Origin of the sequence: Saccharothrix algeriensis, from assembly GCF_016907655.1 — a bacterium.
GTDB classification, from domain to species: Bacteria; Actinomycetota; Actinomycetes; order Mycobacteriales; family Pseudonocardiaceae; genus Actinosynnema; species Actinosynnema algeriense.
Genome location: NZ_JAFBCL010000001.1, coordinates 6,247,724 through 6,273,819, shown reverse-complemented (window position 1 = coordinate 6,273,819; position 26,096 = coordinate 6,247,724). Strand labels below are relative to the sequence as shown.

Below are 26,096 nucleotides of genomic sequence, written 5' to 3'. Positions count from 1 at the left end.
GCGCGGCCGTCGCTACCGGGCCCGCTCGTCGGGCCGGTCCGGTCCGGGGGTGTGCCGGATGGTCACCAGGGCGATGTCGTCGGCGGCGGGCCGGTCGCCCACCAGGCAGCTCATGATCCGGGCGCAGGCGTCCTCCGGCGCCGTCGGGGACACGACCCGGCGGAGCCGCTCCAGGCCGTCGTCCAGGTCCTGCCCGCGGCGTTCCACCAGGCCGTCGGTGTACAGGGCGACCAGCGCGCCGGGCGGCACGTCGACGACGGCGCCGCGCCGGCCGGTGGCCGCCAGGCTGTAGCCGATGGGCGGGTCGACCGGGGCGTCCACGTACCGCCCCGCCCGCCCGGGCTCGGCCAGCACCGGCGGCAGGTGGCCGGCCAGGGCGAGGTCCATCCGGTGGGTCGCGGTGTCGACCACGGCGTAGGCGACCGTGGCCATGGTGTGGTGCTCGAAGTGGTCGGCCTTCCGGTCGAGCTTGCCGAGCACCACGGCGGGGTCGTCGAACTCCAGCGCGTAGGCCCGCAGCGCGCTGCGCAGCCGGCCCATCACGATGGCGGCGGGCAGGCCGTTGCCCACCACGTCGCCGATCACCAGGCCGATGCGCCCGCCCGGCAGGTCGAACACGTCGTACCAGTCGCCGCCGACGCCGTTGCCGGCTCCGGGCACGTAGCGGGCGGCCAGCTCCCAGCCCTCGGGGGTCGGCAGCAGGCCGGGCAGCAGGCTGTCCTGCAGCATCGCCGCCGCGGACCGCTCCGCGCGCGAGCGGTGCACGTGCACCGCCATCGCGAGGCGGTCGGCGACCATCTGCAGCAGCTCGACCTCCTCGTCGGTGAACCGGCGGGCCACCGTGGCGCCCACGTGCAGGACCCCGACCAGGTCGCCCTGGGCGACCATCGGCACGCCGAGCAGGGCCAGCAGGCCCCGTTCCCACAGCAGCGGGTTGACCACCGTGGACTGGTCGACGTGGTCGATCCGCACCGGCTTGCGCTCCTGCGCCACCTGCCCCGCGAACCCCGTGCCCACCGGCACCCGGAAGCCCTGGTGGACCTCCTCCTCCAGCCCGACGGCCGCGCTGGCCACCACCTGCTCGCCCCTGGCGTCGGCCAGCAGGACCGTGGCGGTGTCGACCGCGAACAGCTCGTGCACCTGCCACAGCATGACCTCGAAGAGCTTTTCGGGTTCGAGGTCCCGCAGGGCGGCGTCGGTGACCGCCTCGAACACCCGCAGCCTCAGCTCCGAGTTCCGAGCGACGCCCATGCCAACCCCGTCCACATCCCACCCGCGCACCCGGGTGACCGGCACGAGCGCGCGACGGGGCGTCACGCGAACCGGTGCCGAACGACCACCATACCCGGACCGGCGGCGGGCAGGGGTGACGCACCCGCGACGATCACCACCGACCGGACCTGCCCGTTCCCGCCGCCGGTGGGGCGCCGGCCCCCTGCGTCCCGGTGGGCGCGGCGCGGTCACGCCCCACCGCGGCGCCCGGCCGCCCGCTCCGCCAGCAGCGCGAGCACGATCCCGCCCAGCTCGGCGGGCGCGGAGTAGTTCAGGGCGTGGCCCGCCCCGGGCACCTCGGCGAACCGGCCGTCGGGCAGCAGCGCCGCCACCTCCCGGACCCACGGGCGCGGCGCGATCGGGTCGCGGCCGCCGCGGACCACCGCGGTCGGCGCGCGCAGGTGGGGCAGCTTCCGCTCGACCGGGTCGGCCAGCAGGTGGCGGAACGTGCCGGCGAGCCGCCGCGGGCCGGCCGTGAGGTAGTCCCGGGCCTGCACGAGGGCCAGCGCCGGGTGCTCGCGCGGCACGTCGGCCAGCAGCCGCCCGAGCTGGCGCAGCGGCGAGCGGGCGTGCCGGTCGACGGTGGGGCCGGTGAGCACGGCCGGGCCGACCAGGTCCGGGGAGTGCGCGGCGAGGTCCACGACCACCTGGCAGCCGGCGGAGTTCGCGACCAGCGGCGCGCCGCCGCGCCCGGTCGCCCGCAGCCACCCGCCCAGCACGAGGGACAGCCCGCGCACGTCCAGCGGCTCGCGGGGGCCGGGCGTGCGGCCGAAGCCCGGCAGGTCGACGGCCACCACCCGCACGGCGGGCGCCAGCCACCGGGCGAGCGGCCGGAAGTAGCGGTGCGAGCAGCCCAGCCCCGGCACGCACACGACCTCGGGCGCCCCGGCCGGGCCGAGGACCGCGGCGTGCACGCGCGTCCCGGCCACCCCGGTGTACTCGGCGGCGTCCCAGCCGTCGCCGGTGACCTTCCGGGCGGCACGTCGAGCGGCGTCCAGGACAGCACGCCGGGCACCGCCCGGGACAGCACGCCGGGCACCGCTCCGGGCGGCTGCGCCCCCGGCGGCGGCGCCCTCAGCGACAGTGTCACCAGCGGCGGTGTCCCCGGCGGCGGCACCCTCAGCGGCAATGTCTCCGGCGGCATTCCCGGCAGCGGCACCCTCAGCGGCGGCACCCTCAGCGGCGGCAGCCTCAGCGGCGGCGCTCTCGGCGGCGGCACCCCCAGCGGCGGCACCCCCAGCGGCGGCACCCCCAGCGGCGGCACCCCCAGCGGCGGCGCCCCGACCGGTCACCTCCACCACCGTCGGGTCGCCACCGCGGCGCCGGCCAGCAGCGCCGCCGCCGAGGCCGCGCGGCGCACCGCGGTGCGCCGCGCCCCGTGCCAGCCCCCGACGACCGACCCGCGGCCGGCCGCGGGCCGGTGCAGGGTGCCCGAGGCCGGCGGCGCCGCGGTGCGCCGGGACAGGTGGGCGCGGTCGACCTGGCCGGCCATCAGCCGCTCCACCAGCCCCGGCGCGAACTTCGACTGCAGGATCAGGCCGCGGCCCATCGGCCCGACGACGACCTCCCGCCGCGGGAACCGCACCAGCCGCACGATCGCGCGCGCGACCCGCTCCGGCGCGTAGACCGGCGGCATCGCGACGACCTCCCGGCCGGTGTAGTTCGCGCTGTGCTGGAACAGCGGGGTGTCCATGGTCGCGGGCAGGACGGTGCAGACCGCCACGCCGCGCCCGTGCGCCAGCCGCAACTCCTGGCGCAGGCTCCCGCCCAGCGCCCGGACCGCGAACTTCGACATCGTGTAGGCGTGCGCGTAGGGCTGCGTCACCGCGCCGACGATCGACGACACGTTGACCAGCACTCCCCGGCCCTGCTCGCGCATGACCGGCAACGCGGCGCGCGCCCCGTGGACGTAGCCCATGACGTTGACGTCGAGCACGCGCCGGAAGTCCTCCAGCGGGATGTCCTCGAACGCGCCGAACACCGTCACCGCGGCGTTGTTGACCCACACGTCGATGCGCCCGTGCCGCTCCACGGCCACCCGCGCCAGCTCCCGCACGGACTCGGCGTCGCCGACGTCGGTGGGCACCGCGGTCGCCCGCCCGCCCCGGCTCTCGCACTCCCGCGCGACAGCCGCCAGCGCATCGGCCCCGCGCGCGGCGAGCACCACGGCGCACCCCCGGTCGGCGAACGCCAGCGCGGTGGCCCGCCCGATGCCGCTGGACGCCCCGGTGATCACGACTGCCAAGTCCTGGATGCGCATGGTGACGACGTACCCGCCACCCCGGCGCCCAACCACGCCGGAGCGGGCCGGCGTCGCCTTCGACGCCGGCCCGCTCCGGTGCGGAGCCCGGGTGTCAGCCGGTGCAGGGGTGGCCGTTCGGGTGGGCGCCGGTGCCGTGGACGTCGGCGTGCGCCTCACCGACGACGACGTCGGCGAGCGCGGTGTCCAGCACCAGGGCCCGCTGGGTCACCGAGGTGGCCGTGGTCTCGGTGCTGTTGAGCCGCAGCGAGCCGATCAGCAGCGGGATGGTGACCGGCGCGGAGCCGACCGCCGTCGACACCCCGTTGATCTTGAGGGAGGCGATGGTCGAGCTGCCCGAGAACTGCGGGGCCAACCCGCCGCCGCCGGGCTCGCACCGGGCCGTGGCCCTGGCCTTGACCACGCCGACCTCGATGGTCAGGCCCAGGGTGCTGATCGTGGTCGTGTCGACCTGGGCGGTGGCGGTGGCGTTGTCGCCCGCGGCCGGCGGGGCCGACTCCAGGTCGTCCGGCGTCTGGTCGGTGGTGGCCGTGAGCGCCTTGGCCTTCACCGCCAGGGCCGCGGCGTTCAGGTCGACCTGGGCCAGCGTCCGGCTGTCGTCCGCGCACGGCACGTTGTGCGGGTTGGCCACGACCGGCTCGATGCCGACCAGGTTCACCGCGCTGGCGCGGCAGGAGAACACGCCGTCGCGGTCGTCGTCGACGATCGTGCCGACGCCGACCGCGTCGGTGATCGCCGCGCCGCCCGCCGCGGACAGCGCCACGGTGAAGGTCTCGTCCAGCTCGTCCACCACGTCGCCGACGACGGGCACGGTGACCGGCTTGGTGGTCTCCCCCGGTGCGAAGGTCACCGTGCCGGCGGCCGGCGCGTAGTCCTGGGGCGTCACCGCGGTCCCGTCCGCGGTGGCGAAGTCGACCGTCACCGGGGCGGGGCTCGGGCGGTCCAGGCTCACCGTGAAGGTGGCCGGGGTCGTGCCGGCGTCGCCCTCCGCGACCGTCACGTCGTTGATCGACAGGCCGGGCACGTGCACGGTGTTCCGCTCGACGAACCCGCGCGAGACGCCGTCGACCAGGAAGTCGACGGTGCAGTGGTAGGTGCCGGCCGGGGCGCCCGGGTCCACCGCGATGGTCTCGGTGAACCCGGCGGCCTCGCCGCCGGCCACGGTCCGGCTCGCGGGCGTGAAGCCGACGGTCAGCTGCGGGTCGCACGCGGTGACCGAGGGCGTCACGGTGACCTGGACGGCCGCGATGCCGTCCAGAATGGCCTGCGCCACCTGGTCGGGCGGCACGTTGTTCAGCAGCACGCCCCCGGTCGCCCCGACGATCGCGCTGGCCTGCCCGCCGGCGTCGAGCCCGCCGCCGGCCGGGCCGACGTTGACGGCGATGACGCGGACGTCGGCGGCCTGCAGGGCGGCGATGGCGTCGGCCAGCGAGTGCCCCTGGCTCGGGTCGTGCGAGGGCGCGTCGCCGAACCACGCCACGATGCGGGTGCCGTCCGGCCGGAAGGCGATGGCGCCGCTGCCGATCTCGAACAGGGCGTTGACGGCGGCCTCGGGGATGTCCCCGCCGCCACTGGCGACCCACTGGTCGATGCCGCTCTGCACGGCCGCCGGGTCCGCGGTCAGGCCCTGGTTGACGCGGAAGACGAACGGGTCGCCGGCGTCGCGGTACTCGGTCACCGCGAACCGGGCCGTCGGCTGGGCGTCGAGGACCTCGCCGGTCACGGCGCCCGCGTTGGCCCGGACGTCGGCGATGGCGCCGCCCATGCTGCCGGTGGTGTCGGCCAGGAACACCAGGTCCGGGTTGGGCGGGACGACCGGGGTGGTGACCGTCTTGGCCACCGTCGTGCTCGCACCGGGGCCGAGGGTGACCTCGACGTCGGGGGGGTCGACCTGGGCCGCCGCCTGCGGCGCGACGACGACCACCGCGGCGGCGCACGTGGTCAGCACGACCGCGGCGGCGGCGATGGACCTCCGCAGGTGCTCTCTCGTTCTGGAACCGGACATGGACCCTCCAACGAGGTCGTTTGCCAGAGCGCGCCCGGACGATGCGGCACGACATCGGGCGCTGCTCGCGAATCGGTTCGGCGCGGTGCCGCGGACCGCTGTCGGCGGAACGCGGCGTCCCGGCGCGGAAACGTAGCGAAAAGCATCTCCGACCCGGGTGGGCAGAACCAGCCGCCGGCGGTGTGACGCAGAAATCGTGTTAAGGCACCGGTGGTGCGGGCAGTGCTCTTCCCGGGTGACGGCGCCCGATTTCTACGGTCACGTCCAGCCCAGGCCAGGGCCGGTGAGACGCGGTTCGGAACCGGTTCGCACCGGATTCCGGCCGGTGCAGGGCCGATGGGCCCGGCACAGCCGGGCAGCGCCCCGGCCCCGAACGCCGGCCCGGCGCCCCGGAGGACCGCGGAACAATTCGCGACAGCGTCAGGCTAATGCGCCGCGCCCTTTCACACCGCCTGTTCGGAATCACCGGCGGGCGGGTGGCGCGGAAATCGGCGGCGCGGTGGGGCGCGACCCCACCGCCCGGCGGCAACGGGGGCCGGAGATCCGGGTGACCGCGGCGCGGGCGCCCTGGTTAGGCTCTGCCGGCGCGTCTGCACCCTGATGCGCCGATCGGTGCGAGCGGAGTGCGGAGGCGTCGGTGACCCGGACCGAACTGAGCAAGGCGGTGTTCCTGGCCAGGGAGATCGCCCGGGACGTCCTGGCCCCGCAGGCCGCGGCCGTGGACGAGGAGAAGCGGTGGCCCGCCGAGGGGGTGGCCGCGCTGCGCGCCGCGCTGGGCGGCCTGGTGGTGCCCGAGCGGTTCGGCGGGATGGGCCAGGGGCTGTCGGCGGTCGCCCAGGTCGGCGAGGCGACCGGCCGGGCCTGCGCGTCGACGTCGATCTGCTTCGGGATGCACCTGGTCGGCTCCGCGGTGATCGCCGCCAAGGCCACCGACTCCCACCGGGAGCGCTACCTCGCCCCGATCGCGGAGGGGCGGCACCTGACGACCCTGGCGCTGTCCGAGCCGGGGGTCGGCGGCGAGTTCTGGCTGCCCCGGACCCGCATGGAGAGCAGCGGCGCGGACGGGCTGCGCCTGACCGGCGCCAAGAGCTTCGTCACCAACGGCGGCCACGCCGACTCCTACGTCATCTCCACCGTCGCGACCGACCCGGGCGCGCCGCCCGGCGAGTTCTCCTGCGCCGTGGTCGACGCCGACACCCCCGGCCTGGCGTGGGGCGCGCCGTGGCACGGCTTCGGGATGCGGGGCAACGAGTCGCGGACCCTGGAGCTGGCGGGCGTGGAGGTCGACCGCCGGCAGCTGCTGGGCGAGCCGGGCGACGAGATCTGGTACGTGTTCTCCGTCGTGGCCCCCTACTTCCTGATGGCCATGGCGGGCACCTACCTGGGGGTGGCCGCCGCGGCGCTGGACGAGGCCCGCGCGCACGTCACGGCCCGCCGGCACGCCCACAGCGGCCGGGCGCTGGCCGCCCAGCCGCTGGTCCAGCACCGGCTGGGCGTCATGTGGGCCCGGGTGGAGCGGACCCGGCGGCTGCTGCACCACGCCGCCGCGACGGGGGAGGCGGGCGAGCCCGACGCCCTGGCGGCGCTGTGCTCGGCCAAGGCCGAGGTCGCGGAGACCGCGGAGGCGGTGGTCAACGACGCGCTGACCCTGACCGGTGGGCGCGGCTACTCCGGCGACTCGGCGCTGCACCGCCTGCTGCGCGACGCCCGCGCCGCGCACGTGATGTCCCCGATCACCGACGTGCTGCGGGTGTGGGTTGGCAAGTCCCTGCTCGGTGAACCCCTACTGGGTGACTGACGTGGCCCCCACCTGCCCCCTCGTCCTGCTGATCGGCACCGCCGCGGAGGTCGGTCCGGAGTTGCGGGCGGCCCTGGGCGACGAGGCCGAGGTCGTCCCCGCGGACGTGGCGGAGCTGCTCGCCCGCGCGGACGAGGCCCGGTCCGGGGGGCGCCCCGTCGTCGTCGTGGTCGGCGGGGAGCTGCCCGCGCCCGTCGGGCTGGTGCACGCCCTGCGGCCGGACGGGGTGAACGTGGCGGTCCTCGTGCTGTCCGCGCCGGGCGCCGCGGGCCGCACGGCGATGCTGCCGCTGCTGTTCTCCGCCGACCAGGCCCGCCACCTGCCCGCCGGCTCCGACGACCGGCTCCCCGACGTGCTGCGCGAGGCGCTGGGCTCCCTGGGCAGGCGGCGGGCCTACACCGCCCTGCGCGCCGCCGCCCAGCGGCGGCTGGACAGCGGCGCGGCGATCGTCCGGCAGGTCGGCGACCGGCTGTTCGGCCGGCTGTTCGCCGAGGCCCCGATCGGGGCCGTCGTGGTGGACGACGCCGGGGCGCTGACGGCCTGGAACCACCGGGCCGCGGACGTGCTGGGCCTGGCCGAGCCCGCCTCGCTCGGCCTGCCGCTGAGCGCGCTGTTCCCGGCGGCCGTCCACGACGGGCTGCGCGCGCTGCTGTCCGCGCGGGGCCCGGCGGAGAAGGCGGTGGAGCGCGTCGACCGCGCCGGAGCGGCGCAGGTCCTGCGGCTGGCCACCCAACGGGTGATCGACGCGCAGGGGGTCGAGCGCACGCTCCTGCTCGTCGAGGACGTCACCGCCGCGGTGCTCGCGCAGCGCCGGCTGGCGGAGCGCACCCAGCACGCCCTGCTCACCGCGGACGTCGCCGCGGCCATGACCGCGCCGGGCGAGCTGGCGCAGCACCTGCACCGCTGCGCGCAGGCCGTCGCGAGCCACCTGGACGCGGTCTGCGCGCACATCTGGACCGTCGGGCCGCGCGGCGCGCGGCTGACCCACGCGGCCGAGGCCGGGGACTGCCCGCACCCCGACGACGGGCACGGCGGCCGGGAGCCCGCCGGGACGGTCGTCGCGGAGATCGCGGCGCGGCAGCGCCCGCACCTGGACAACCCGCCGCACGGCCACGCCGACGGCGCCGGGGACCGGGCGGTCCGCCTGGCCGGCTACCCCCTGGTGTTCGGCGGCCGGCTCATGGGCGTGCTGCTGCTGACCACCGCCCACCACCTCAGCCAGGACGCGCTGACCACGCTGGAGGGCGTCGCGGACCAGATCGCCGTCGGCATCCGGCAGGACCTGCTGCTGCGCAGGCTGCGCGGCACCGCCGAGGCGCTGCAGCGCCCGCTGCTGCCTCCCCACCTGCCCGAGCTGCCCGGCTTCGACCTCGCCGCCCGCTACCACCCCTTCGGCCACGACGACCAGATCGGCGGGGACTTCTACGACGCCTACAGCACGCCCGACGGGCGCCACGTGCTCGTGCTGGGCGACGTCTGCGGCAAGGGGCCGAAGGCCGCCGCCGTCACCGGGCTGGTGCGCCACACGCTGTGGACCGCGGCCCAGCACAGCACCGAACCCGCCCACGTCCTGTCACTGGTCAACCAGGCGCTGCTGCGCCAGAGCAGCCCGTTCTGCACGCTGGTCTACGCGGTGCTGGACACCTCCGAGCACCCCGCCCGCCTGCGGGTCGCCTCCGCGGGCCACCCGCTGCCCCTGCTCCGCCGCGGCGACGGCCGCACCACGCCGCTGGCCGTGGGCGGGCCCGTGCTCGGGGTGCTGGACGAGGTGCGGCACGAGGTGGCGGAAGCGGCGCTGCACCCCGGCGACACGCTGGTGCTCTACACCGACGGGTTCACCGAGGGCGCGGGCGGCTACCGGCAGCGCGACGTCGAGGACATCGCCGCGATCCTCGCCGCCACCCCGCTGCGCGCCGGCGCCGACCGCCCCGCCGACGCGATCGCCGAGGCCGTGCTCGTCGAGGCCCGGCGGTGGTGGGGCGACCGGCTGCGCGACGACATGGCCCTGCTCGCCCTCACCGCCCTGCCCGCCGCGGCCGACGGCCACCAGCGCGAGTTCGACCTCGTCACCGAGCGGCCGCCGCTGGCCGAGGTGCGGAACTGGACCCGCGAGTTCCTCGCCGGCCTGGACCAGGACGTGATCGGCGACGCCGAGCTGGTCGTCACCGAGCTGGTCACCAACGCCTACGAGCACGCGCGCGGGCCGCGCGCCCTGCGGCTGCGCCGGACCCCCGCGCCGCCGGTCCTGCGCGTCGAGGTCGACGACGCCACCCCGCACACCACGCCCCACCCCGGCACGTCGTCCCTGGGCAAGTACCGGGGCCGCGGCCTGCTCATGGTCGAGGCCATGAGCAGGCGGTGGGGCGTGGAGAACAGCGGCGGGCGCAAGACCGTCTGGGCCGACCTGCCCACCGACGCCCCGGCCTGAGCGGCGCGCCCCCGGGGTCGGGGCCACCTGGGTCGGCGGGCCGTCACTCCGCCAGGGCGGTGCGGTAGAGCCAGCGCATCACCGCGACCCGGTGGCCGTCCACGACCTCGTAGCTCCCGGCGAACGCGAAGTGCTCGTGGCCGCCGTAGCACGGCAGCTTGAACGGCTGGTCGAGGTCGTCGACGAAGCAGGTCCGCCGAGCGGGGTCCACGTAGGACGGACCGCCGGCCAGCAGGACGCGCTGGGGCATGGCTTCTTCCTTCATCGGATCACCAGTTCCGCGTCGGGCACCGCCAGGGCCGCGCTGCTCGTCCACGCGTTGACCGCAGTCACGTCGGTCAGCACCAGGGAGGGCGGCACCAGGGGTGGTGGGTGGTCGGGGGTGAGGTCGAAGGGGATGCCGACCAGGCCCAGCACGCTGACCACCCCGGTCAGCCGCAGGGCGAACAGCTCGACGGCGCCGGTCGCCGTGGCGGTGCGGCCGGGCGCGGTGGTGATGACCAGGTCGCGGCCGTTGCCCAGGCGGGCGACCTGGGTCGGGTCGGTGGCCTCGACGTGGCGCGCGGTGAACCGCATGGTCCTGGTGGGCCGGCCGTCGACGACGATCCGCACGACGCCGTGGTAGGCGAGGCCCTCCAGGCGCACCGCGCTCGCCGTCGCCGTCCAGCTCCGCGCGGGCGGCACCGCCTCCCGGCCGGCCGGGGGCGCCGCGCCGGCGGCCGGCGCGAGCCCGACGGCGACCACCACGAGCAGGGCCGGGCCGCCGCGGCGCACCACCCGCCGGGGCGGGCGCGGCCGGTCGGTCCAGGCCAGGGCGAGCGCCGCCCCGGTCAGCCCCGCCAGCGTGCCGACCACGAACCCGCCCAGGTTGGTCGCCACCAGGGCGATCAGCGACAGCAGCGCCGCCGCCACGCCGGCGGCGAACCGGAACCGCGGGCGCAGCCACAGCGACAGGCCGCACACCGCGAGCAGCACGCCGATCAGCAGCGCCGACACGCCCCCGACCGTGGTGATCGAGATCAGCACGTCGCCCACGCGGAACGTCGCGTACGGCGGGAGCGCGATCAGGGCGGCGGACAGCAGCAGGAGCACGCCGGCGGTGAACGGCCGGCCGCGGCGCCAGTGCCCGAACTCCCGCCAGGCCCGGCGCGCCCGCCCGCGCGCGGCGCCCATCAGGCCCTCCCCCGCGTCGTCGGTGTCAGTAGCACTCGCCACCTCCGTCGTGGAGGGTCAGCAGGGAGTTCTTCAGGCGCAGCGTGTAGGCCGTGGCGCTCCACGCCGTCTGCCGCATCCCGACGATCGTGGCCGCGTCCGCCTGCTGGGCGAACCCGCCGGGCAGGCCGACCACCCCGGGCGGTCCCTTCGACACCTGCCCGGCGTCCACGCCGATCTGCGGGTTCACCAGGGTCAGGTCGCCGCTGAGCCGCTCCACACCGAGCACGATGTCGTTCGCGACCATGCCCTCCTCGCCGGGGGAGGCGATGCGCAGGGTCACGTCGCCCACCACCGGCAGCGAGCGCAGCGTCACCGACTGGCAGAAGTTGTCGATGACGACGGTGCGGAAGGCGCTGGTGGCCACCGGGTGCGACCCCTCCGGTCCGCCGTCCGCCCCGCCGAACTGCACGAAACCGGTGCCCTCCAAGCGATCCGCGGAAATCTTGAAACTCGTCCCCGACACGGCGAACGACGCCGCCAGGGCGCCCTGCGACAACGCCACCAGCAGGAGGCCCGCGACGGCCAGCCCCGCGGCCAGCACGCCCGCGAACACCCCGCGACGGGTCCTCCCGCGCCTTCGCGACTGCGGCATGTCCATTCCTCCCGATAGGTGGTGCGGAACCCGAGGTTCGCCCTGCGACCGGGCCGCGGACAAGGCCGTTGCCCGATGTTCACACCGCGCCCCGCCCGCCGGCCGGCCACCGCCGCGGCGCGCGGCGACCGCCTCACCAGCGGACCCGCCCGCCCGCGACGCGGAACCGTCCTCAGTGGACGGACCACGTGGCAGGGGCCCGAATACCCGGTGCGCCCGGACCGGCCCCGGCGCGGGGGTCCCGGCACGGGAGGGGCAGCCCCAGCGCGCAGGCGGTCCTGGCGCGCGGGTGGCCTGGCGCGCGGGTGGCCTGGCGCGCGGAGGTCTTGGCGCACGGGGGTCTTGGCGCAGGGGCAGCCCAGCGCGGAGGCGGTCCAGCGCGCGGGCGGTCCAGCGCGCGGGCGGGTCCCGGCACGGGAAGGGCGGTCCCGCGCCGGGGTGGCCGGGTCCCGCGCGGGACCCGGTCGCCCCGCCGCGCGTCAGCAGGAGGTCACGCCGCCGTCCACCGCCAGCGCGGCCCCGGTGATCCCGGCGCCCGCCTCCGACGACAGCAGCACCGCCATCGCGGCCACCTCGTCGACGGTGGTCGCCCGCCCGGTCGCGGCCTTGGCCGCGAACGCGCCCACGAGCTGGTCGTAGGTCACGCCCAGCACCTGCGCCGCGACCGGGCCCCGGTCGCGGATCAGGTCGGTCATCACCAGCCCCGGGCAGATGCAGTTCGCCGTGATGCCCAGCGGCCCGACCTCGCGCGCCACGACCTTGGTCAGGCCGATCACGGCGTGCTTGGCGGTGGCGTAGGCCCCGAGGCCGGGGTCGCCCTGCTTGCCCGAGATGGACGAGATGGTGATGATCCGGCCCGACTTCTGCGGCGCCAGGTGCGCCAGCGCGCGGCGCGTCACGTAGAACACCGCGTGCAGGTTGACCGCGAGCGTGTCGTGCCAGACCGCGTCGTCGGTGTCGGCCACCAGGCCGAAGCCCGGCATCCCCCCGGCGTTGTTGACCAGCACGTCCAGCCGGCCGTAGTGCTCGACGGCCGCGTCGACCATCCGCTCGGCGTCCTGCCGGAGGGTCACGTCGCCCTGGGCGAACACCACCCGGTCCCCGGCGTCGAGCTCCTTGCGGGTCCGCTCCCCCGTCGCCCCGTCCCGGCCGCTGAACACCACCGACGCGCCCTCGTCGAGGAACCGCTCGACGACCCGCCTGCCGATGCCCCTGCTGCCACCGGTGACCACCGCTACCTTGCCGTCCATCTCCACGGTGTCGACCTCCTCTCCCGATCGGTGTCCGCTCCTCAACCGCTCTCGCCGGGCACGTGGCCCACCGGCGCGCCCTGCACGTCGTGCAGCCGGGCGAGCACCGTGCCGTCCCGCGCGACCGCGGTGAACACCCCGGTCGCGGCGTCCCACCGCAGCCGGACGCCCTCCGGGTACCGCCCGGCCAGGCCGAGGTCGCCCTCGTCGGTGAACCACTCGGCGCGCCGGATGTAGCGGGGCACCTCCAGCCGCTGCCCGCCGTCCGCCGCCGGCCGCAGCGCGCGGGTGCGGGCCAGGCCGTCGAGCAGCAGGGCGGGCGCGGCCGGCCGCGTGAGCGCGGCGGGCAGCGCGGCGGCGTCGGGCCGCCACGTCGCCGAGGTCCCGGACGGGTCGGCGCGCCAGTCCCGCGTCGTGCGGAACGGGCCGGACAGCAGCACCCGCGCCCGCGGGTGGTAGTACGGCGAGCCGACGGGCTCGCCGCACGGCTCCGGCGGCGCCACGCGCTGCGGCCGGGGCGCGCCGGCCAGGGCCGTGGCGCGGAAGTGCTCGCGGTCGCGCCGCAGCACCCGCCCGCCCGGCGCGGTGACGTCGGAGGTGACGCGCACCAGCACCGCCGGGCGGGACGCCGGCCCGGACCGGCTCACCGCGGCGGTGACGCGGTACTCGGCCGGCCGGTCCCCGTCGCCGCCCCGGACCCAGGAGGGGAACGACACGTCGCGCAGCACGCGCACCGGGTGGCCGGGCAGCAGCGCCCGCGCCGCCTCGACCGCGATCGCGCCGAGCACCGTGCCGGGCACCGTGGGCCGGCCGTCCACGAGGTGCCCGCGCACCAGGTCCTCGTTCCGCTCGTCGAGCACCAGCCGCCAGACGGCCCGGTCCGCGGTGATCTCCTCCGGGGCGGGCAGCAGCCCGGTCCCCACCCCGCCGCTCGCGGCCCGGCCACCGCCGTTCCCGGCTTGGCCGGCGGTGTAGCGCCCCGCATCGGCTGCGGTCGCAGCGTGATCGGCGGTGTAGCGCCCTGCGGCCCGACTGCCGCCGTTCGCCGCTTGATCGGCGGTGTAGCGCCCCGCGGCCCGGTCGCCGCCGTTCGCGGCTTGATCGGCGGTGTAGCGCCCCGCGGCCCGGTCGCCGCCGTTCGCGGCTTGGCCGGCGGTCCCACGCCCCGCGACCCGGTCGGCGCCGGGCGCGGCGGCCGGACCGGACCCGCCGCCGTCGGCGGGCCGGTCGGCGACGCAGCCGGGGAACTGCCGGGTGAACGACCGGCGCTCCTTGTCCCCGAGGAACGAGACCACCGACTCGCGCGGACCCCGCTGCGCCAGCTCGGCGACGAAGTGCGCCGCGCCCTCGGCCTTGCTCATCGAGGTCAGCCGCTGGGCGCGGATCACGATGGCCTGGGCGACGGGGTCGCCGCCGAGGCCGATCTCGTCCCACACCGTCCAGGCCATCGTGTACTCGTCCTGCCCGCCCGTGGCGCGCCGGTGCTCGGCGGCGCAGGACAGGTAGTCGTTGGCCGCCGCGTACTCCGACTCGCCCGGCAGGCCGACCAGCCCGGCGGCCGAGCCGAAGTTGCACCACAGCCGGGGCGGCGGCGCGGAGAAGGACTGCTTGAGGTGCCGGTAGCCCAGCAGCTTGACGTCCCGGATGCGGCGGAAGTCCGCCAGCCGCTTGCGCTCCAGGTCGCCCGCGCCGTGCACGCCGGCGCCGTTGACCAGCAGGTCGACCCGCCCGTCGCGGGCCAGCACGGTGGCCGCGGCGCGGCGCACCGCCTCCGGGTCGACCACGTCGCAGGTCAGGTACCGCACCGCGTCGTCGCCGCAGCGCCGCCGCATCCGGTCCAGGGTCAGCCTGCTCTCCCGCGCGTGCAGCAGCCGCTCGAAGCGCCGGTTCAGCTCGGCGACGGGCGTGCCCCGCTCGCGGCGCAGCCGGGCGATGAACTCCGCGCGGTGGGCGGGCAGCTCGTCGTCCGCGGCGGCCAGCAGCGCGTCGGGGACCTCCGCCAGGGAGGACGACCCGAGCAGCCACACCCGCAGCGGCACGTGCTCGATCAGCCCTTCCAGGGACGCGGCGGTGATGCCCCGCGCCCCGCCGGTCGCCACCACGACGTCGCCGGGCGAGAGCGGCAGCTCCCCGATGTCGGCCGGCGCGGGGTGCAGCCGCTGCCGGTAGCGCGTCCCGGCGCGGCGCAGGACCACCGGCAGCCCGCCGCGCTGCCCCGGCTCGGCCTCCAGGGCGTGCCACGCCGCCACGGCCGGCTCGTCGGTGACGACCATCCGGCACGTGCACGCGGTCAGCTCCCACGACAGGCTCTTGACGAACCCGGACAGCAGCCCGGTGTGGGCGCCCGGCGCCCCGGTCTCCATCGGGTCCAGCAGGGCCGCGCCGAGCGAGCCGCCGTCGGCCAGCTCGCGCAGGCAGCGCTGGGCGGCCAGGAACACCGCCTCCTGGAGCACCACCAGGGTGTCGGCGGACTCGGAGGCGTGCGGCCCGGCGTGCTGCTGCCGGGCCAGGACGCGCAGGTGGCGGTAGGACCTCCCGGCGGCGAAGGCCGGGAGCAGCACGGCCTCGGGGTCGTCGCCGGGCCGCACCGGGACGACGGTCGCGCCCGCCGTCCCGGCCACCCCGGCGACGGCCCGCGCCGTCACCTCGTCGGCGAGCACCAGGCAGTCGGCCGGCAGCCCGGCCCGCCCACCCACGACGCGCGGCAGGGGCTGCGGCTCCCAGCGGCAGACGTGGCGGGTGGTCTGCGGGTCGCGCGGCGGCCGGGGCGCCACCGGCGCGGCCGGCTCACCGCGCGCCGGCCGCGCGACGACCGGTTCGGCGGCGGGTGCCCGGTCCGCGCCGCCCGCGGGCACGGGGTGCAGCGTGAGGGCGGGCCCCGGGAACGGCGCGGTCACCGTCACCGGCCCGGTCGGGCCGCCCTCCAGCGCGGACAGCAGGTCCACCGCTCCGTCCGCGGCGAGGTAGGTGCGCGCGCGGTCGGAGCCCTCGCCGTGGTCGCCGGAAGCGCCCTCCACGCGCTCGCCGTGGTTCGCGGAAGCTGCTCCGACGCCCTCGCGGTGGTTCACGGAAGCTCCTTCGACGTGCTGGGCGGGCGCGCCGCCGGTGCTCGGACCCGCGCCGCGCCGCGCGGCCGACGCCCCGTTGACGTGCTCGGCCGGCCCGCCCCCGGCGGGCGGGGTGTCGGGCCGCTCCGGGCGCGGGTCGGCGGTCACCCGGCACAGCACCGGCCACCCGTGCGCCGCCGCGTCCCGCCGGCGCGCCAGCGCCAGCAGGAAGGCGCCCTCGCCGAGGCGGTCGGCGGGCACGTCGAGCACGGCCGCCAGCTCGGCGGTGCTGTTGCCGTTGAGCGCCAGCACCAGCACCAGGTCGGTCTCGCGGTCGGCGAGGTAGTGGCAGGCGGTGCGCACCGCCGTGTGGGTGGACGACCGGCCGGTGTCCAGGGTGAGCGCGGGGCCGTGCAGGTCCAGGGCGTTGGCCAGCCGGGCCGGGATGATGTTCGGCCCCGACCCCGGCAGGGTGTCCTCGTTGGTGGGCAGCCGTTCCTCGCGCACCTGCCCCAGGCAGCCGTCGAGCGCGCGGGCCAGCGCCTCGGGCTCGATCCCGTCGCCCTCCTCCGGGCGCAGCGCGCGCAGGTCGTCGGCGTAGCAGCGCAGCGCGGTGACGCCCATGAGGCTCGCCGGGCCGGTGTGCGCGGCCAGCACGGCGGTGCGCTCCGCGACCGCCTCCCAGAGCGCGCCGTGCTCCCGGGCGAACTTCCCGGCCACGGTCAGCGCCATCAGCTGGGCGCGGTCGACGGTCTGGGCCGTGCGGGGCGTCAACCGCACGACCTCGGCGGGCGGCGGCGGGTAGGGCGAGGGGAAGACCCGCTGCTCGGCCGGTGGCGCGCCCGCCGCCAGCCGGGCCCGCACCTGCTCGGGCCCGGGGTCGCCGGGCAGGTGGGCGGTCCACGCGACCAGCACCACGTCGTCGGTGTCCGGTTCCGGCGCCGAGAGCGGCGGCGCGGCGCCCGGCGGCGGCGCGTCCTGCACCAGCACGTGCGCGTCGGTGCCGCCGAACCCGAACGCCGAGACGCCCACCACCCGCGGCCGGTCCTGCGGACGCGGCAGCGGCAGGCCGGCCGGGGGGACGCGCACGCGGGCCCCGCGCACGTCCGGGGTCGGCTCCGCCAGCGGGTGCTGCGCCGGGACGCGGTCGTGGCGCAGCCCGAGCACCGCGTGGACGAGCGACGCCACGCCCGCCGTCCAGCCGGTGTGGCCGATCAGCGACTTGTTGGACGTGCACGGGTAGCCGCGCTCCGGGGCGAACGAGTCCAGCACGCCCAGCTCCACCCGGTCGCCGACCGGGGTGCCGGTGCCGTGGGCGACCACCCAGTCGACGTCCTCGGCCCGGGTCGCGTTGACCCGCCGGGCCCGGCGCACGGCGATCTCCTGCCCGACGCGGTTGGGCGCGTAGACCGCCTTGCCCCGGCCGTCGGAGGCCACGCCCGTCCCGCCCAGGACCGCCAGCACCTCGTCGCCGTCCTGCCGGGCGCGCCGCAGGGTCTTGAGCACCACCGCGCCCGCGCCGTCGGAGAACAGCGTGCCGTCGGCCGCCCGGTCGAACGCCCGCACCGCGCCGGTGCGGCTGAGCCCGCGCAGCGCGGCGAACATGATCGAGAACCGCGGGGTGTTGGTGAACACCCCGCCGCACACGGCGATGTCGCACTCGCCGGCCAGCAGGCTCCGCACGCCCAGGTCGACGGCGTAGAGGCTGGACGAGCACGCGGTGTCCACCGTCGTGTAGGGCGACCCGGCCGGCAGCAGGTCGGTGACGGCGGAGCGCACGACCCCGTCCGGCAGGTGGCCCCGCCCGTCGCCGGTCGCGTGCGGGTAGTGCCGCAGCAGCAGCGGGCGCAGGCGCCGCGCCAGGTCGTCGCGGTCGGCGTCGGGGTCCGGCCAGTGCCGGACGAGCCGGTGCAGCGCCGCCTCCACGACCAGGCGCTCCTCCAGGTGCTGGTTGCCCTCGACGGTGTTGCCGACGAAGCACTCGACGCGGTCGCCCGGGTGGCGGACGACGTCCTCGTGGGCTTGCGCCAGGCTGTGCCGCAGCCACTGGGCGGCCATGTCGTGCGCGCAGGACCGCGCCTTGGCCTCGCGGTGCAGGCGGGGCTGCCTGAGGTAGCCGCCGGCGAAGGTGTAGCCGCGGTCGGGCGCGCTGCCGTCCGGCGTCCAGAACGCCTCCCGGCGGAACCGCTCGCGCGGTTGGTCGAACACCGGCTCCCCGCGGTCGAGCAGGTCCCAGAACTCGGCGGGGTCGACGGCGCCGGGCAGCGCCAGCCCCATGCCGACCACCGCGACGGTCCGGGCGCCGGCGGGGTCGTCGGCGCCGGCGGGGGTGGGGGCGGGTCGCGCGGCGGCGCGGGCGGGCTCCGGCCGGTCGGCCCCGCGAGCGGCCCCGGACCGGGTGGCGCGGGCGGGTTCCGGCCGGTCGGCCGCTCGGGCGGAGGTGAGCAGGGCGGTGGCGCGCGGGGACTCCCACCTCTCGGCGACGGGGCCGGGTGAGGGTCGCGCCGCGGAGTCGGGCCGCGCTGTGGGCTCGGGCCGCCCCGCGGACCCGGATCGCACCGCGGACCCGAGCCGCACTACGGGACCGGATCGCACCGCGGGACCGGATCGCACCGCAGCCGCGGAGCGCGCCGCGGATCCCGGGCGCGCCGCGACCCCGGGCAGCCCCGCGGACTCGGGGGAAAGGGCGGTGCGGGGTGCGGTGAGCCCCGCGGTGGGTGGCGCGAAGCCCCCACCGGTCGTGCGCGCGGGTGCGGCCGGCGGCGCGGAGCCACCGACCGGTCGCGCCGGCGCGGCCGGCTTCGGGTCGGGAGCGGCGGGTGCGCGGGTGTCGGCCGCGCGCGCGGCCGGCACCCGCGCACCCGGTGGGTCCGGCCGGAGCAGGGCGTGGCCGAGCGACAGCCCGCCGTCGGCGAGCAGGGTGCGCCCGGTGACCCAGCCCAGCCGGGGCGAGGCCAGGACCACGACCAGGCGCGCCAGCTCCTCCTCCGTGCCCAGCCGACCCAGCGGGGTCGACGCCGCGGACCGCGCGCGCACCCCGGCCGCGCCCGGGAACAGCTCCGCCGTCGGGTTGTCCAGCAGGCCGGCGGACGCGACGTTCACCCGCACACCGCTGCTCGCGAACTCCACCGCGAGGTAGCGGCTGAGGACCTCCAGCGCGCCCTTGCTCGCCGCGACCGCGGTGTAGTTCTCCATCACCACGTCCGTGCCGATGGACGACACGTTCACCACCGCCCCGCCGACCTCCGCCAGCAGCGGCAGGGCGGCCAGGGCGCACCGGCGCGCGCCGTGGACGTTGACGTCGAAGACCTTCTGCCAGTCCAGCTCGGTCAGCGCCGGGGTCGGCACGAACACGCCGCGCGCCGCGTTGTTGACCAGGACGTCCAGCGCGCCGTGGCGCTCGCGCACCGCGTCGAACATGGCGCCGACGTCGTCGGGCTTGGTGATGCTCGCCCGCAGCAGCTCGCAGGAGCCGCCCGCGGCGAGGACCTCCTCGCGCGTCCTGTGCGCCGCCTGCTCGGAGTGGAAGTAGTTGACGACCACGTGGGCGCCCAGGGCGGCGAACTCGTGCACGACGGCCCGCCCGACCCGCTTGGCCCCGCCGGTGACGAGCACGACCTTGCCCTCGAACTCCCCCGGTGGCACCCGCGGGGCGCCCGCCCGGCCGGTCACGCGACGGTTCCCGTCAGCTCGCGCCCCTCGGCCAGCTCCACGACGAGGTCGGCGACCGCGTCCACGGTGGGGTAGCCGGTCAGCCGCACGTCCACCGCCGCCGACTCGGGGATGCCGAAGTGGTCGGTGATCCGGGCGAACGCCTCGGTCTGCTTGATGGAGTCGATGCCGAGGTCGGCCTCCAGGTCGGTGCCGCTCTCGAACACGTCCTCCGGGTAGCCCACCAGCTCCGCGTACAGCCGGCGCACGGTGCCCAGCACCTCGTCGCGGTCCGGCCCCGCGGCGGCCGGGACCGGCTCGGGGCGGTCGGGCGCGGCCGGGAGGCCCCGGCGGTCGGGCGCCGGCCGCTCGCCCCGCGCGGGTGCGGCCGGGCGCTCGTACCGGGTGGGCGGCGCCTGCTCGCGCCCGGCGGGCGCCGGGGGGTCCTCGTACCGGCCGTGCCCGGCGGGTGTCGGCGGGTCGTCGTACCGGGAGGGCGCCGGCGGCTGCTCGCGCCGGGCGGCGGGCCGCTCCTGCCACCGGCCGGCCGGCCGCGCCGGGGCCGCGTCCTCCCGCGGCTCGGGCGCCCGCGCCGCGCGGGACGGGGCCGGCGCGCGCCGGTCGTCGCGCTCCAGCAGCTCCTCCACGGTGGCGAGCAGCCCGCGCCGGTCGGTCCGCCGCCGCAGCGGCGCGGCGGTCACCACGTCCGGGAGCACGCGGGACACCAGGTCCACCAGCACGCCCTTCGGCCCGGCCTCGGCGAAGCGCCGCACGCCGTCGGCGTGCACCGCGCGGACCGCGTCCAGGAACAGCACCGGCAGGACCAGGTGGCCGCGGACCACGCGCTCCACGTCCGCGACGTCCTCGACGTACCGGCCCAGCAGCGACGAGTACACCGGCAGGCGCGGGACGCGCTTGGGCACGTCCGCCGTCCGCTCGCCGAAGTCGTCGGCCGCGTCCAGCATCAGGCGGTTGTGGAACGGGTAGGGGATGCGCAGGCGGGTCGCGGTGAGCCCGAGGGCGCCCGCCACCTCCTGCAGCCGGGCCAGCGCGCCGTCCGGCCCGGAGACGGCGACCTGGTCGGGCCCGTTGTCGGCGGCGACGGCGAGGTCCCACTCGTCCAGCGCGCCCAGCAGGTCCCGCGCGCGGCGGGCGCCGCAGCCCAGGGCGACCAGGCCGCCGCGGGGCGCGCCGGAGCCGCGCAGCGACTCGTCGCGCTGCGCCACCAGGTACGCGCCGTCGGCCAGGGACACCGCGCCGGCCGCGGTCAGCGCGGTCAGCTCGCCGAAGCTGTGCCCCAGCAGCAGGTCCGGCGCCACCCCGCCCTCCTCGGCCAGCAGCCGGGCGGTCGCCACCGACGCGGCGAAGATCGCCAGGTGCAGCGCGGGCGGGTCGTGGTCGACCAGCTCCTGGAGGGTGGGCGAGTCGGCGTCGAGCAGCATCGGCGACACGGGCTCGCGGCCCAGGCCGGTGGCGACGTCGTCCACTGTGGACAGCGTCTCGCCGATCACCGGGAAGTGGTCGACGAGGTTGCCGAACAGGCCGGGCAGGTAGCTGCCCTGGCCGGGGAAGAGGAAGGCGGTACGGGAGTTCATCGATGTCCTCCGGGACACGTCGGGGGGTGCTCGTCGCGCGCGGGGTCGGGGCGTCGTCGGCCGGGGGCCCGGTGCGCGGCGGGACCGCCGCGGTGGCGGTCCCGCCGCGGTCCCGCCGGCGCACGCGCGCCGGGTCAGGGCAGCAACCGGCTCCGCTGCGGTGGGACCAGGAACGAGGCCGACGAGGTGCGCCTGCTGGCGCGGCGGCACTCGTCCGGGTCGACCAGGTTCTCGTACAGGGCGGTGAACGCCGCCTCGGTACGGCTGCCGGCGTCGAGCTTGACCAGCACCGTGTGCACGTAGTTCTTGGCCGTCTTCTCGGCTATCTCCAGGGCGCAGGCGATCTCCCGGTTGGACAGCCCGGCCGCGACCAGCGTCAGCACGCGCCGCTCCTGGTTGGTCAGCCAGGGCTCGTGCCCACCGCCGTCGTGGCGGCCGGCCCCGGCGGCGCGCGGCGGCCACCCGGCGGGGCGGGGTGGGACCCACTCCGGGCCGCCCGGCGGCGCCGACAGCGTGCGCGCCACCTGCTCCACGGACGCCAGCGCCTGCCGGACGCACTGCAACGCGTGCCTGACCAGGTCGAGTGAGGGGTCGGTCGGTTCCGCATCCGACTGGGGCGGAAGTCGTCGTGCCGGGATGGGGACCACGTCCGCGCCCGTTCTGGTCACAGTCGTCTTCTCCTCGGTTCTCGTGGTGTCCGGGCGGTTCCCGCCGCGGTCGGGGATCACTGGTCGCGCGCCGCCGCGCGCTGCCGTTCCGCGGTCGCCCGGCCGGCGGCCGGCAGGGCGATCACCTCGTCGAAGCCCTCCCGCAGGCAGGCCACGAAGAGGTCGGGCTCGGTGACCGCCCCGGAGTCGAGGGTGATGCCCAGGCACGCCTTGTCCCGGTAGGACACCAGGGCGATCGCGGCGGCGCCGCGCAGCAGCGGCGCGTAGGGCTGGATGGCGGTCACCTTGGCCCCGGCCAGGTGGATCCGCCGGCCGATGCCGGCGAAGTTGCTCGCCAGGAGGTCGTTGCCGCGGAACAGCTGCGTCGTGATGCGCGCGACCCAGGTCGGCGGCAGCGGCGTGATGGGGCGGGAGAGCAGGGCCAGCGCGTGCAGCGTCGGCCCGCCGCGCACCGCGGCCACCCGGTCGTGGATCAGCCGCACCCGCTGCGCGGGCGTCTGCTCGCCGGTGGGCAGGACGAACCGGGAGCTGGCGAGGTGGTTGCCGCCGGCCACCGAGCCCGGCCGGCGCACGCTGATCGGCAGCAGGGCCGGGACGGCCTCCACCGGCGTCCCGAACCGCCGGTGGTAGCGGTCGAAGCCGCCGGCCAGCGCGGCGAGGTAGGCGTCGTTGAAGGTGCCCCCGGCGGCTTTCCCGGCCGCCTTCAACGCCTCGAACGGCACGTCGAACATCTCGTAGCGGGCCCGGCCGCTGCGGCCGGCCAGCAGCGGCGACGGCGGGATCGACGGCAGCACGGTGGCGCGGGCGAGCGCCAGCAGGGTCGGCGGGAGGGAGCGGAGGTCCCGCGCCCGCACCGGCCTGCGCGCCCCGCCGTTGTGCCGGGCCGCGGCGCGGGCGGCGCGCGCGGCCGGCAGCCCGCGGGCGGCGCCCACCGCGCCGCCGGCCATCCGCAGCAGCCGCCCGGCCGAGAGCAGCACGCGGCCGGTCCGCGCGCGGTCGGGCCGCAGCGGCGGCGGCAGCTCCGGGTGCGGCGGGTCGGCCTCCGCGTCGGTCAGCAGGTACACCAGCTGTGAGGCCCCCGTGCCGTCGGTGAGGCAGTGGTGCAGCTTGAGCAGGTAGGCCGCCCCGTGCCCGTTGACGCCCTCGACCAGCACCGCCTCCCACAGCGGCCACCCGGCGGGGAACGGCGTCATCGACAGCGCCTGGGCGAAGTCGAGCAGCTGGCGGTGCGAACCCGGCGACGGCAGCCGCACCCGCCGCAGGTGGCGCTCGACCTCGAAGTGCGGGTCGTCCACCCAGAACGGTCGGCCGACCCGCAGCGGCGGCTCGACCGGCCGCCTGCGCAGCAGCGGCGCCACCCGGCAGGCCCACCGGTGCTTGGCCACCAGCCGGTCCCAGTCGGGCGATCGGTCCAGCGAGAGCATCCCGATGAGGTTGGCGCCCATGCCGGCACTGGTGTCGCCCCGCCAGAACATGGTCTCCACCGCGTTCATCTCCCGCACCGCGCCCCACGTCCGGAGCCCGGTCAGATGCCGGAACGGATCAACGCCCATACCTCGGTTACCTCGCTTCCCTCGTCGTCGCGCCCAGGGGTGGAGCGGCCCCCGGAGCCGGCCGGGGAAACCGGCGGCCACACCCGGGGCACCGCGTTCGCAGATATTCGACTTACCGGAGCCAACCTCGGCCCCTCCTTCCATCACAAACAGCGGGAGCCGGCCAGTAAACCGCCGTTGGGGTGTTCGGAGGCATTCCCCGAATGGCTGCCCCGTAACACCCCGTCGAGTAGGATAAAAGCACCCGGTACCATTGGGCCGACCTGCGCGGGACGGACAATGTTAGGGTGCCCGGCCGGCGCCGACCGGTTCCGGAAGGCCATTCCCGGAACGGCCCCTGCGCCCTAGTGCGAAGGTCCCATTCTCTCCCCGGTGCGCCCGGCCCATACTGGACCGGTCAGGACCGGAACGCCTTCGACCGGCCGCGGGAACACCCGAGTGGTCCTGTTCTCACGCTATTTCCGCGTTTCCCGCGCTCACCGGGCGGTGAGCGTCCGAGGACCACCGCGGACGCGTTCCGCCGACGGACACCGACCAGCCGAGGAGATCGAGGATGACCACGAGCAGGCGCACGAGCACGAGCCGGGGGTCGCGCAAGCGCACCGGCATCATCGGATACCTGGGCAACATCGTCGACGACACCAAGGACTACCTCGACGACGTGCTCGACCGCGGCCACGAGGTCGACCACGACCTGCGCAGCACGGCCCGCCGCGCGTTCCGCGGCGACGACGACTCCGACACCGCCGAGGACATCGCGTCGCTGCGGGAGGAGTTGGACGAGCTGGCCGAGCGGCTCGGGCAGCTGGCCGGCGCCCAGTCCGGCTCGTCGTCGCAGGGCCAGTCCCAGGGCGCGCAGAAGAAGGGTTCGTGACCCGCCGGCGGCCGTTCCGCGCGACCGCCCGGGACGGGGCATGACCGCGGGACGACCGCCCTCGGGCGACCGGGCGCGGGGGCGGCGGGTGCTGCTGCGGGAACGGGACGGCAGCCTCTTCGACGTCGACGACCAGCGCGTGGTCGACGCCGGGGAGCTGCTGGACGACCTGCGGGCGGGCCGCCGCTTCCGGGCCCACCGGCGCAGCACCGGGGCCGACTGCACGGTGGAGGTGCTCGCCGAGGTGCTCGGCCCGGCCCTGTCCGGGCCGCTGACCGGGCACGGGGGCCCGGTCGACCCGCTGTCGCTGCTGGGCCTGGCGCCGCGACCGCCGGCCGACCCGGGGCGCCGCCGTGGCTGACGGGCGGGTCCGGCTGATCGCCGAGACGCTGGGGCGGCTGATCGCCCGCGAGGTCGCGCCCGGCGCGGGCGGCGACCTCGACCAGCGGCGCAGGCGGCGCGCGCGGGCCGTCCGGGAGGCTTTCGAGCGGCTCGGCCCGCTCTACATCAAGGTCGGGCAGATCCTGTCCACCCGGCCCGACTTCGTCTCCGCGGAGACCATCGAGGAGCTGGGCAGGCTGCACGACCGGGTGCCGGCGGCGCCCTTCCGGGACTTCGAGCCCGTCCTGGCCGAGGAGCTGGGCGCCGACTGGCGGCGGCTGTTCCGCCACGTCGACGTCGAGCACCCGCTCGGCTCGGCCTCGCTGGCCCAGGTCTACCGGGTGCGGCTGGCCGACGGCCGCCGCGCGGCGCTGAAGGTGCAGCGCCCCGGCATCCGGGGCGTGGTCGCCACCGACATGGCGCTGCTGCGCCGGGCCGCCCGGCTGCTGGTCACCACGCGGCCGAGGTTCAACGCCGTGGTCGACGTGCACGCGATGCTCGACCTGGTCTTCGAGGCGATCGGCGGCGAGCTGGACTTCACCGTCGAGGCGCGCAACATGGAGCGGGGGCGCGCGCAGGCCGCGGGGTTCGACCACCTCACCGTGCCGGAGGTGCTGCTGGCGACGCCCCGCGTGCTGGTGCAGGGCCTGGCGGCGGGCCGGTCCATCCGCGAGGTCGCGCAGCGCTCGTTCCCCGCCGACGAGCGGCTGGCCATCGCGCACGACCTGCTCGCCTACATGTACCGCAGCTACTTCACCGACCGGATGTTCCACGCCGACCCGCACCCGGGCAACGTCTTCGTCGAGCCGGGCCGGGGCGCGTTCCTGATCGACTGGGGCATGGTGTGCCGGCTGGACCGCCCGATGAGCCTCAAGCTGGCGCTCACCCTGATCAACATCGTGGAGAACGACGGCGACGGCGCCGCCAAGGCTTGGATCGAGATGGGCAAGCCGACGCAGTGGGCCGACATCAGCGGCTTCGTCGGCGACGTGTCGGCGCTGGTGCCGAAGGCGGCGACCGCGTCGCTGGAGGAGCTGAACTTCGGCATCACCCTGACCACCGTGCTGGGCCACTCCACCAAGCGGGGCATCAAGATCAGCCCGGTGGTGCCCATGCTGGGCAAGTCGTTCGCGAACATGGAGGGCTCGATCCGCTGCCTGGCGCCCGAGCTGTCCGCGGCCGAGGTCCTGCGCGCCGAGCTGGCCGACATCGTGGTCGACCTCGCCTGCGAGACGCTGACGGAGTCCCACCTGGCCCGCGGCGTGGTGGAGCTGCTGCTGACCGCCGACGGCAGCTACAACCAGGCGCGCGGCATCCTGCGGGACCTGTCCAACCGGGACCTGCAGATCCCGGTCGACTCCCGCAAGCCGCAGGCGACCAACCCGACCGCGACCAAGCTGTTCTACGGGATGGTGACGGCGACCGGCGGGGCGCTGCTGTGGCGCGCGGGACGCCGCCGCACCGGCAGGTGACGGCGGCGGGCGGTGGGAGCGGTTCCGGGGCGGGG

Annotated in this window: 17 protein-coding genes; 5 read left to right on the top strand and 12 right to left on the bottom strand. The window is 77.0% G+C overall.

Translation table 11 applies throughout. The features are described 5' to 3' along the window. Positions 1-12 precede the first annotated feature (12 nt). The 4 genes from JOE68_RS28285 to JOE68_RS28270 form a co-directional block, all read right to left on the bottom strand. Positions 13-1,251 (bottom strand): PP2C family protein-serine/threonine phosphatase, encoded by a 1,239-nt coding sequence (locus JOE68_RS28285; protein ID WP_204845423.1) that lies wholly within the window; start codon positions 1,249-1,251, stop codon positions 13-15. Positions 1,252-1,460: 209 nt separating this feature from the next. Then, a complete protein-coding gene (locus tag JOE68_RS28280) occupies positions 1,461-2,201 on the bottom strand; it encodes an alpha/beta fold hydrolase (protein WP_307819950.1) in 741 nt (246 codons plus the stop codon). Between the two features lie 359 nt (positions 2,202-2,560). Continuing rightward, positions 2,561-3,532 carry an SDR family oxidoreductase gene (locus JOE68_RS28275; protein WP_204845422.1) on the bottom strand — a complete coding sequence of 324 codons (972 nt, stop codon included), beginning with the start codon at positions 3,530-3,532 and terminating at the stop codon, positions 2,561-2,563. Between the two features lie 94 nt (positions 3,533-3,626). Further along, positions 3,627-5,537, bottom strand: a complete 1,911-nt coding sequence (locus JOE68_RS28270) for a Calx-beta domain-containing protein (protein ID WP_204845421.1) — start codon at positions 5,535-5,537, stop codon at positions 3,627-3,629. Between the two features lie 637 nt (positions 5,538-6,174). Between JOE68_RS28270 and JOE68_RS28265 the strand changes: the two genes are divergently transcribed. Then, on the top strand, positions 6,175-7,335 hold the full coding sequence (locus tag JOE68_RS28265) for an acyl-CoA dehydrogenase family protein (RefSeq protein WP_204845420.1): 1,161 nt from the start codon (positions 6,175-6,177) through the stop codon (positions 7,333-7,335). After that, positions 7,328-9,763 carry a SpoIIE family protein phosphatase gene (locus tag JOE68_RS28260; protein WP_204845419.1) on the top strand — a complete coding sequence of 812 codons (2,436 nt, stop codon included), beginning with the start codon at positions 7,328-7,330 and terminating at the stop codon, positions 9,761-9,763. Before JOE68_RS28265 ends, JOE68_RS28260 begins: the two co-directional genes overlap by 8 nt. A gap of 43 nt (positions 9,764-9,806) precedes the next feature. On the opposite strand, the gene JOE68_RS28255 is transcribed toward JOE68_RS28260, so the two are convergent. From JOE68_RS28255 to JOE68_RS28220, 8 genes are all read right to left on the bottom strand, one after another. Then, a complete protein-coding gene (locus JOE68_RS28255) occupies positions 9,807-10,013 on the bottom strand; it encodes a DUF5988 family protein (RefSeq protein WP_204845418.1) in 207 nt (68 codons plus the stop codon). A gap of 11 nt (positions 10,014-10,024) precedes the next feature. Beyond that, positions 10,025-10,978, bottom strand: coding sequence for a DUF6114 domain-containing protein (locus JOE68_RS28250; RefSeq protein ID WP_204845417.1), 954 nt, complete (start codon positions 10,976-10,978; stop codon positions 10,025-10,027). Then, positions 10,962-11,570, bottom strand: a complete 609-nt coding sequence (locus tag JOE68_RS28245; RefSeq protein ID WP_204845416.1) for a DUF6230 family protein — start codon at positions 11,568-11,570, stop codon at positions 10,962-10,964. The genes JOE68_RS28250 and JOE68_RS28245 overlap by 17 nt, the downstream gene beginning before the upstream one ends. Positions 11,571-12,049: 479 nt before the next feature. After that, the gene (locus JOE68_RS28240) at positions 12,050-12,820 is read right to left on the bottom strand and encodes an SDR family NAD(P)-dependent oxidoreductase (RefSeq protein WP_204845415.1); all 771 of its coding nucleotides are present in this window, start codon (positions 12,818-12,820) and stop codon (positions 12,050-12,052) included. A gap of 41 nt (positions 12,821-12,861) precedes the next feature. After that, positions 12,862-19,539: an SDR family oxidoreductase gene (locus tag JOE68_RS32020; protein WP_204845414.1), complete on the bottom strand. Its 6,678-nt coding sequence runs from the start codon at positions 19,537-19,539 to the stop codon at positions 12,862-12,864. After that, complete coding sequence (locus JOE68_RS28230) at positions 19,536-21,113, bottom strand: acyltransferase domain-containing protein (protein WP_204845413.1); 1,578 nt, start codon at positions 21,111-21,113, stop codon at positions 19,536-19,538. Before JOE68_RS28230 ends, JOE68_RS32020 begins: the two co-directional genes overlap by 4 nt. A 134-nt stretch (positions 21,114-21,247) precedes the next feature. Further along, on the bottom strand, positions 21,248-21,781 hold the full coding sequence (locus JOE68_RS31500; protein WP_307819949.1) for a helix-turn-helix domain-containing protein: 534 nt from the start codon (positions 21,779-21,781) through the stop codon (positions 21,248-21,250). Positions 21,782-21,837: 56 nt separating this feature from the next. Then, positions 21,838-23,334: a wax ester/triacylglycerol synthase domain-containing protein gene (locus JOE68_RS28220; protein ID WP_204845412.1), complete on the bottom strand. Its 1,497-nt coding sequence runs from the start codon at positions 23,332-23,334 to the stop codon at positions 21,838-21,840. Between the two features lie 553 nt (positions 23,335-23,887). On the opposite strand from JOE68_RS28220, the gene JOE68_RS28215 reads away from it, so the two are divergent. Genes JOE68_RS28215 through JOE68_RS28205 form a run of 3 tightly spaced genes read left to right on the top strand, consistent with a single transcriptional unit; the run spans position 23,888 to position 26,061 of the window. Further along, positions 23,888-24,208, top strand: coding sequence for a hypothetical protein (locus JOE68_RS28215; RefSeq protein ID WP_204845411.1), 321 nt, complete (start codon positions 23,888-23,890; stop codon positions 24,206-24,208). A gap of 40 nt (positions 24,209-24,248) precedes the next feature. After that, positions 24,249-24,569 (top strand): hypothetical protein, encoded by a 321-nt coding sequence (locus JOE68_RS28210; RefSeq protein ID WP_204845410.1) that lies wholly within the window; start codon positions 24,249-24,251, stop codon positions 24,567-24,569. Further along, positions 24,562-26,061: an ABC1 kinase family protein gene (locus JOE68_RS28205; RefSeq protein WP_204845409.1), complete on the top strand. Its 1,500-nt coding sequence runs from the start codon at positions 24,562-24,564 to the stop codon at positions 26,059-26,061. The genes JOE68_RS28210 and JOE68_RS28205 overlap by 8 nt, the downstream gene beginning before the upstream one ends. Positions 26,062-26,096: the final 35 nt, after the last annotated feature.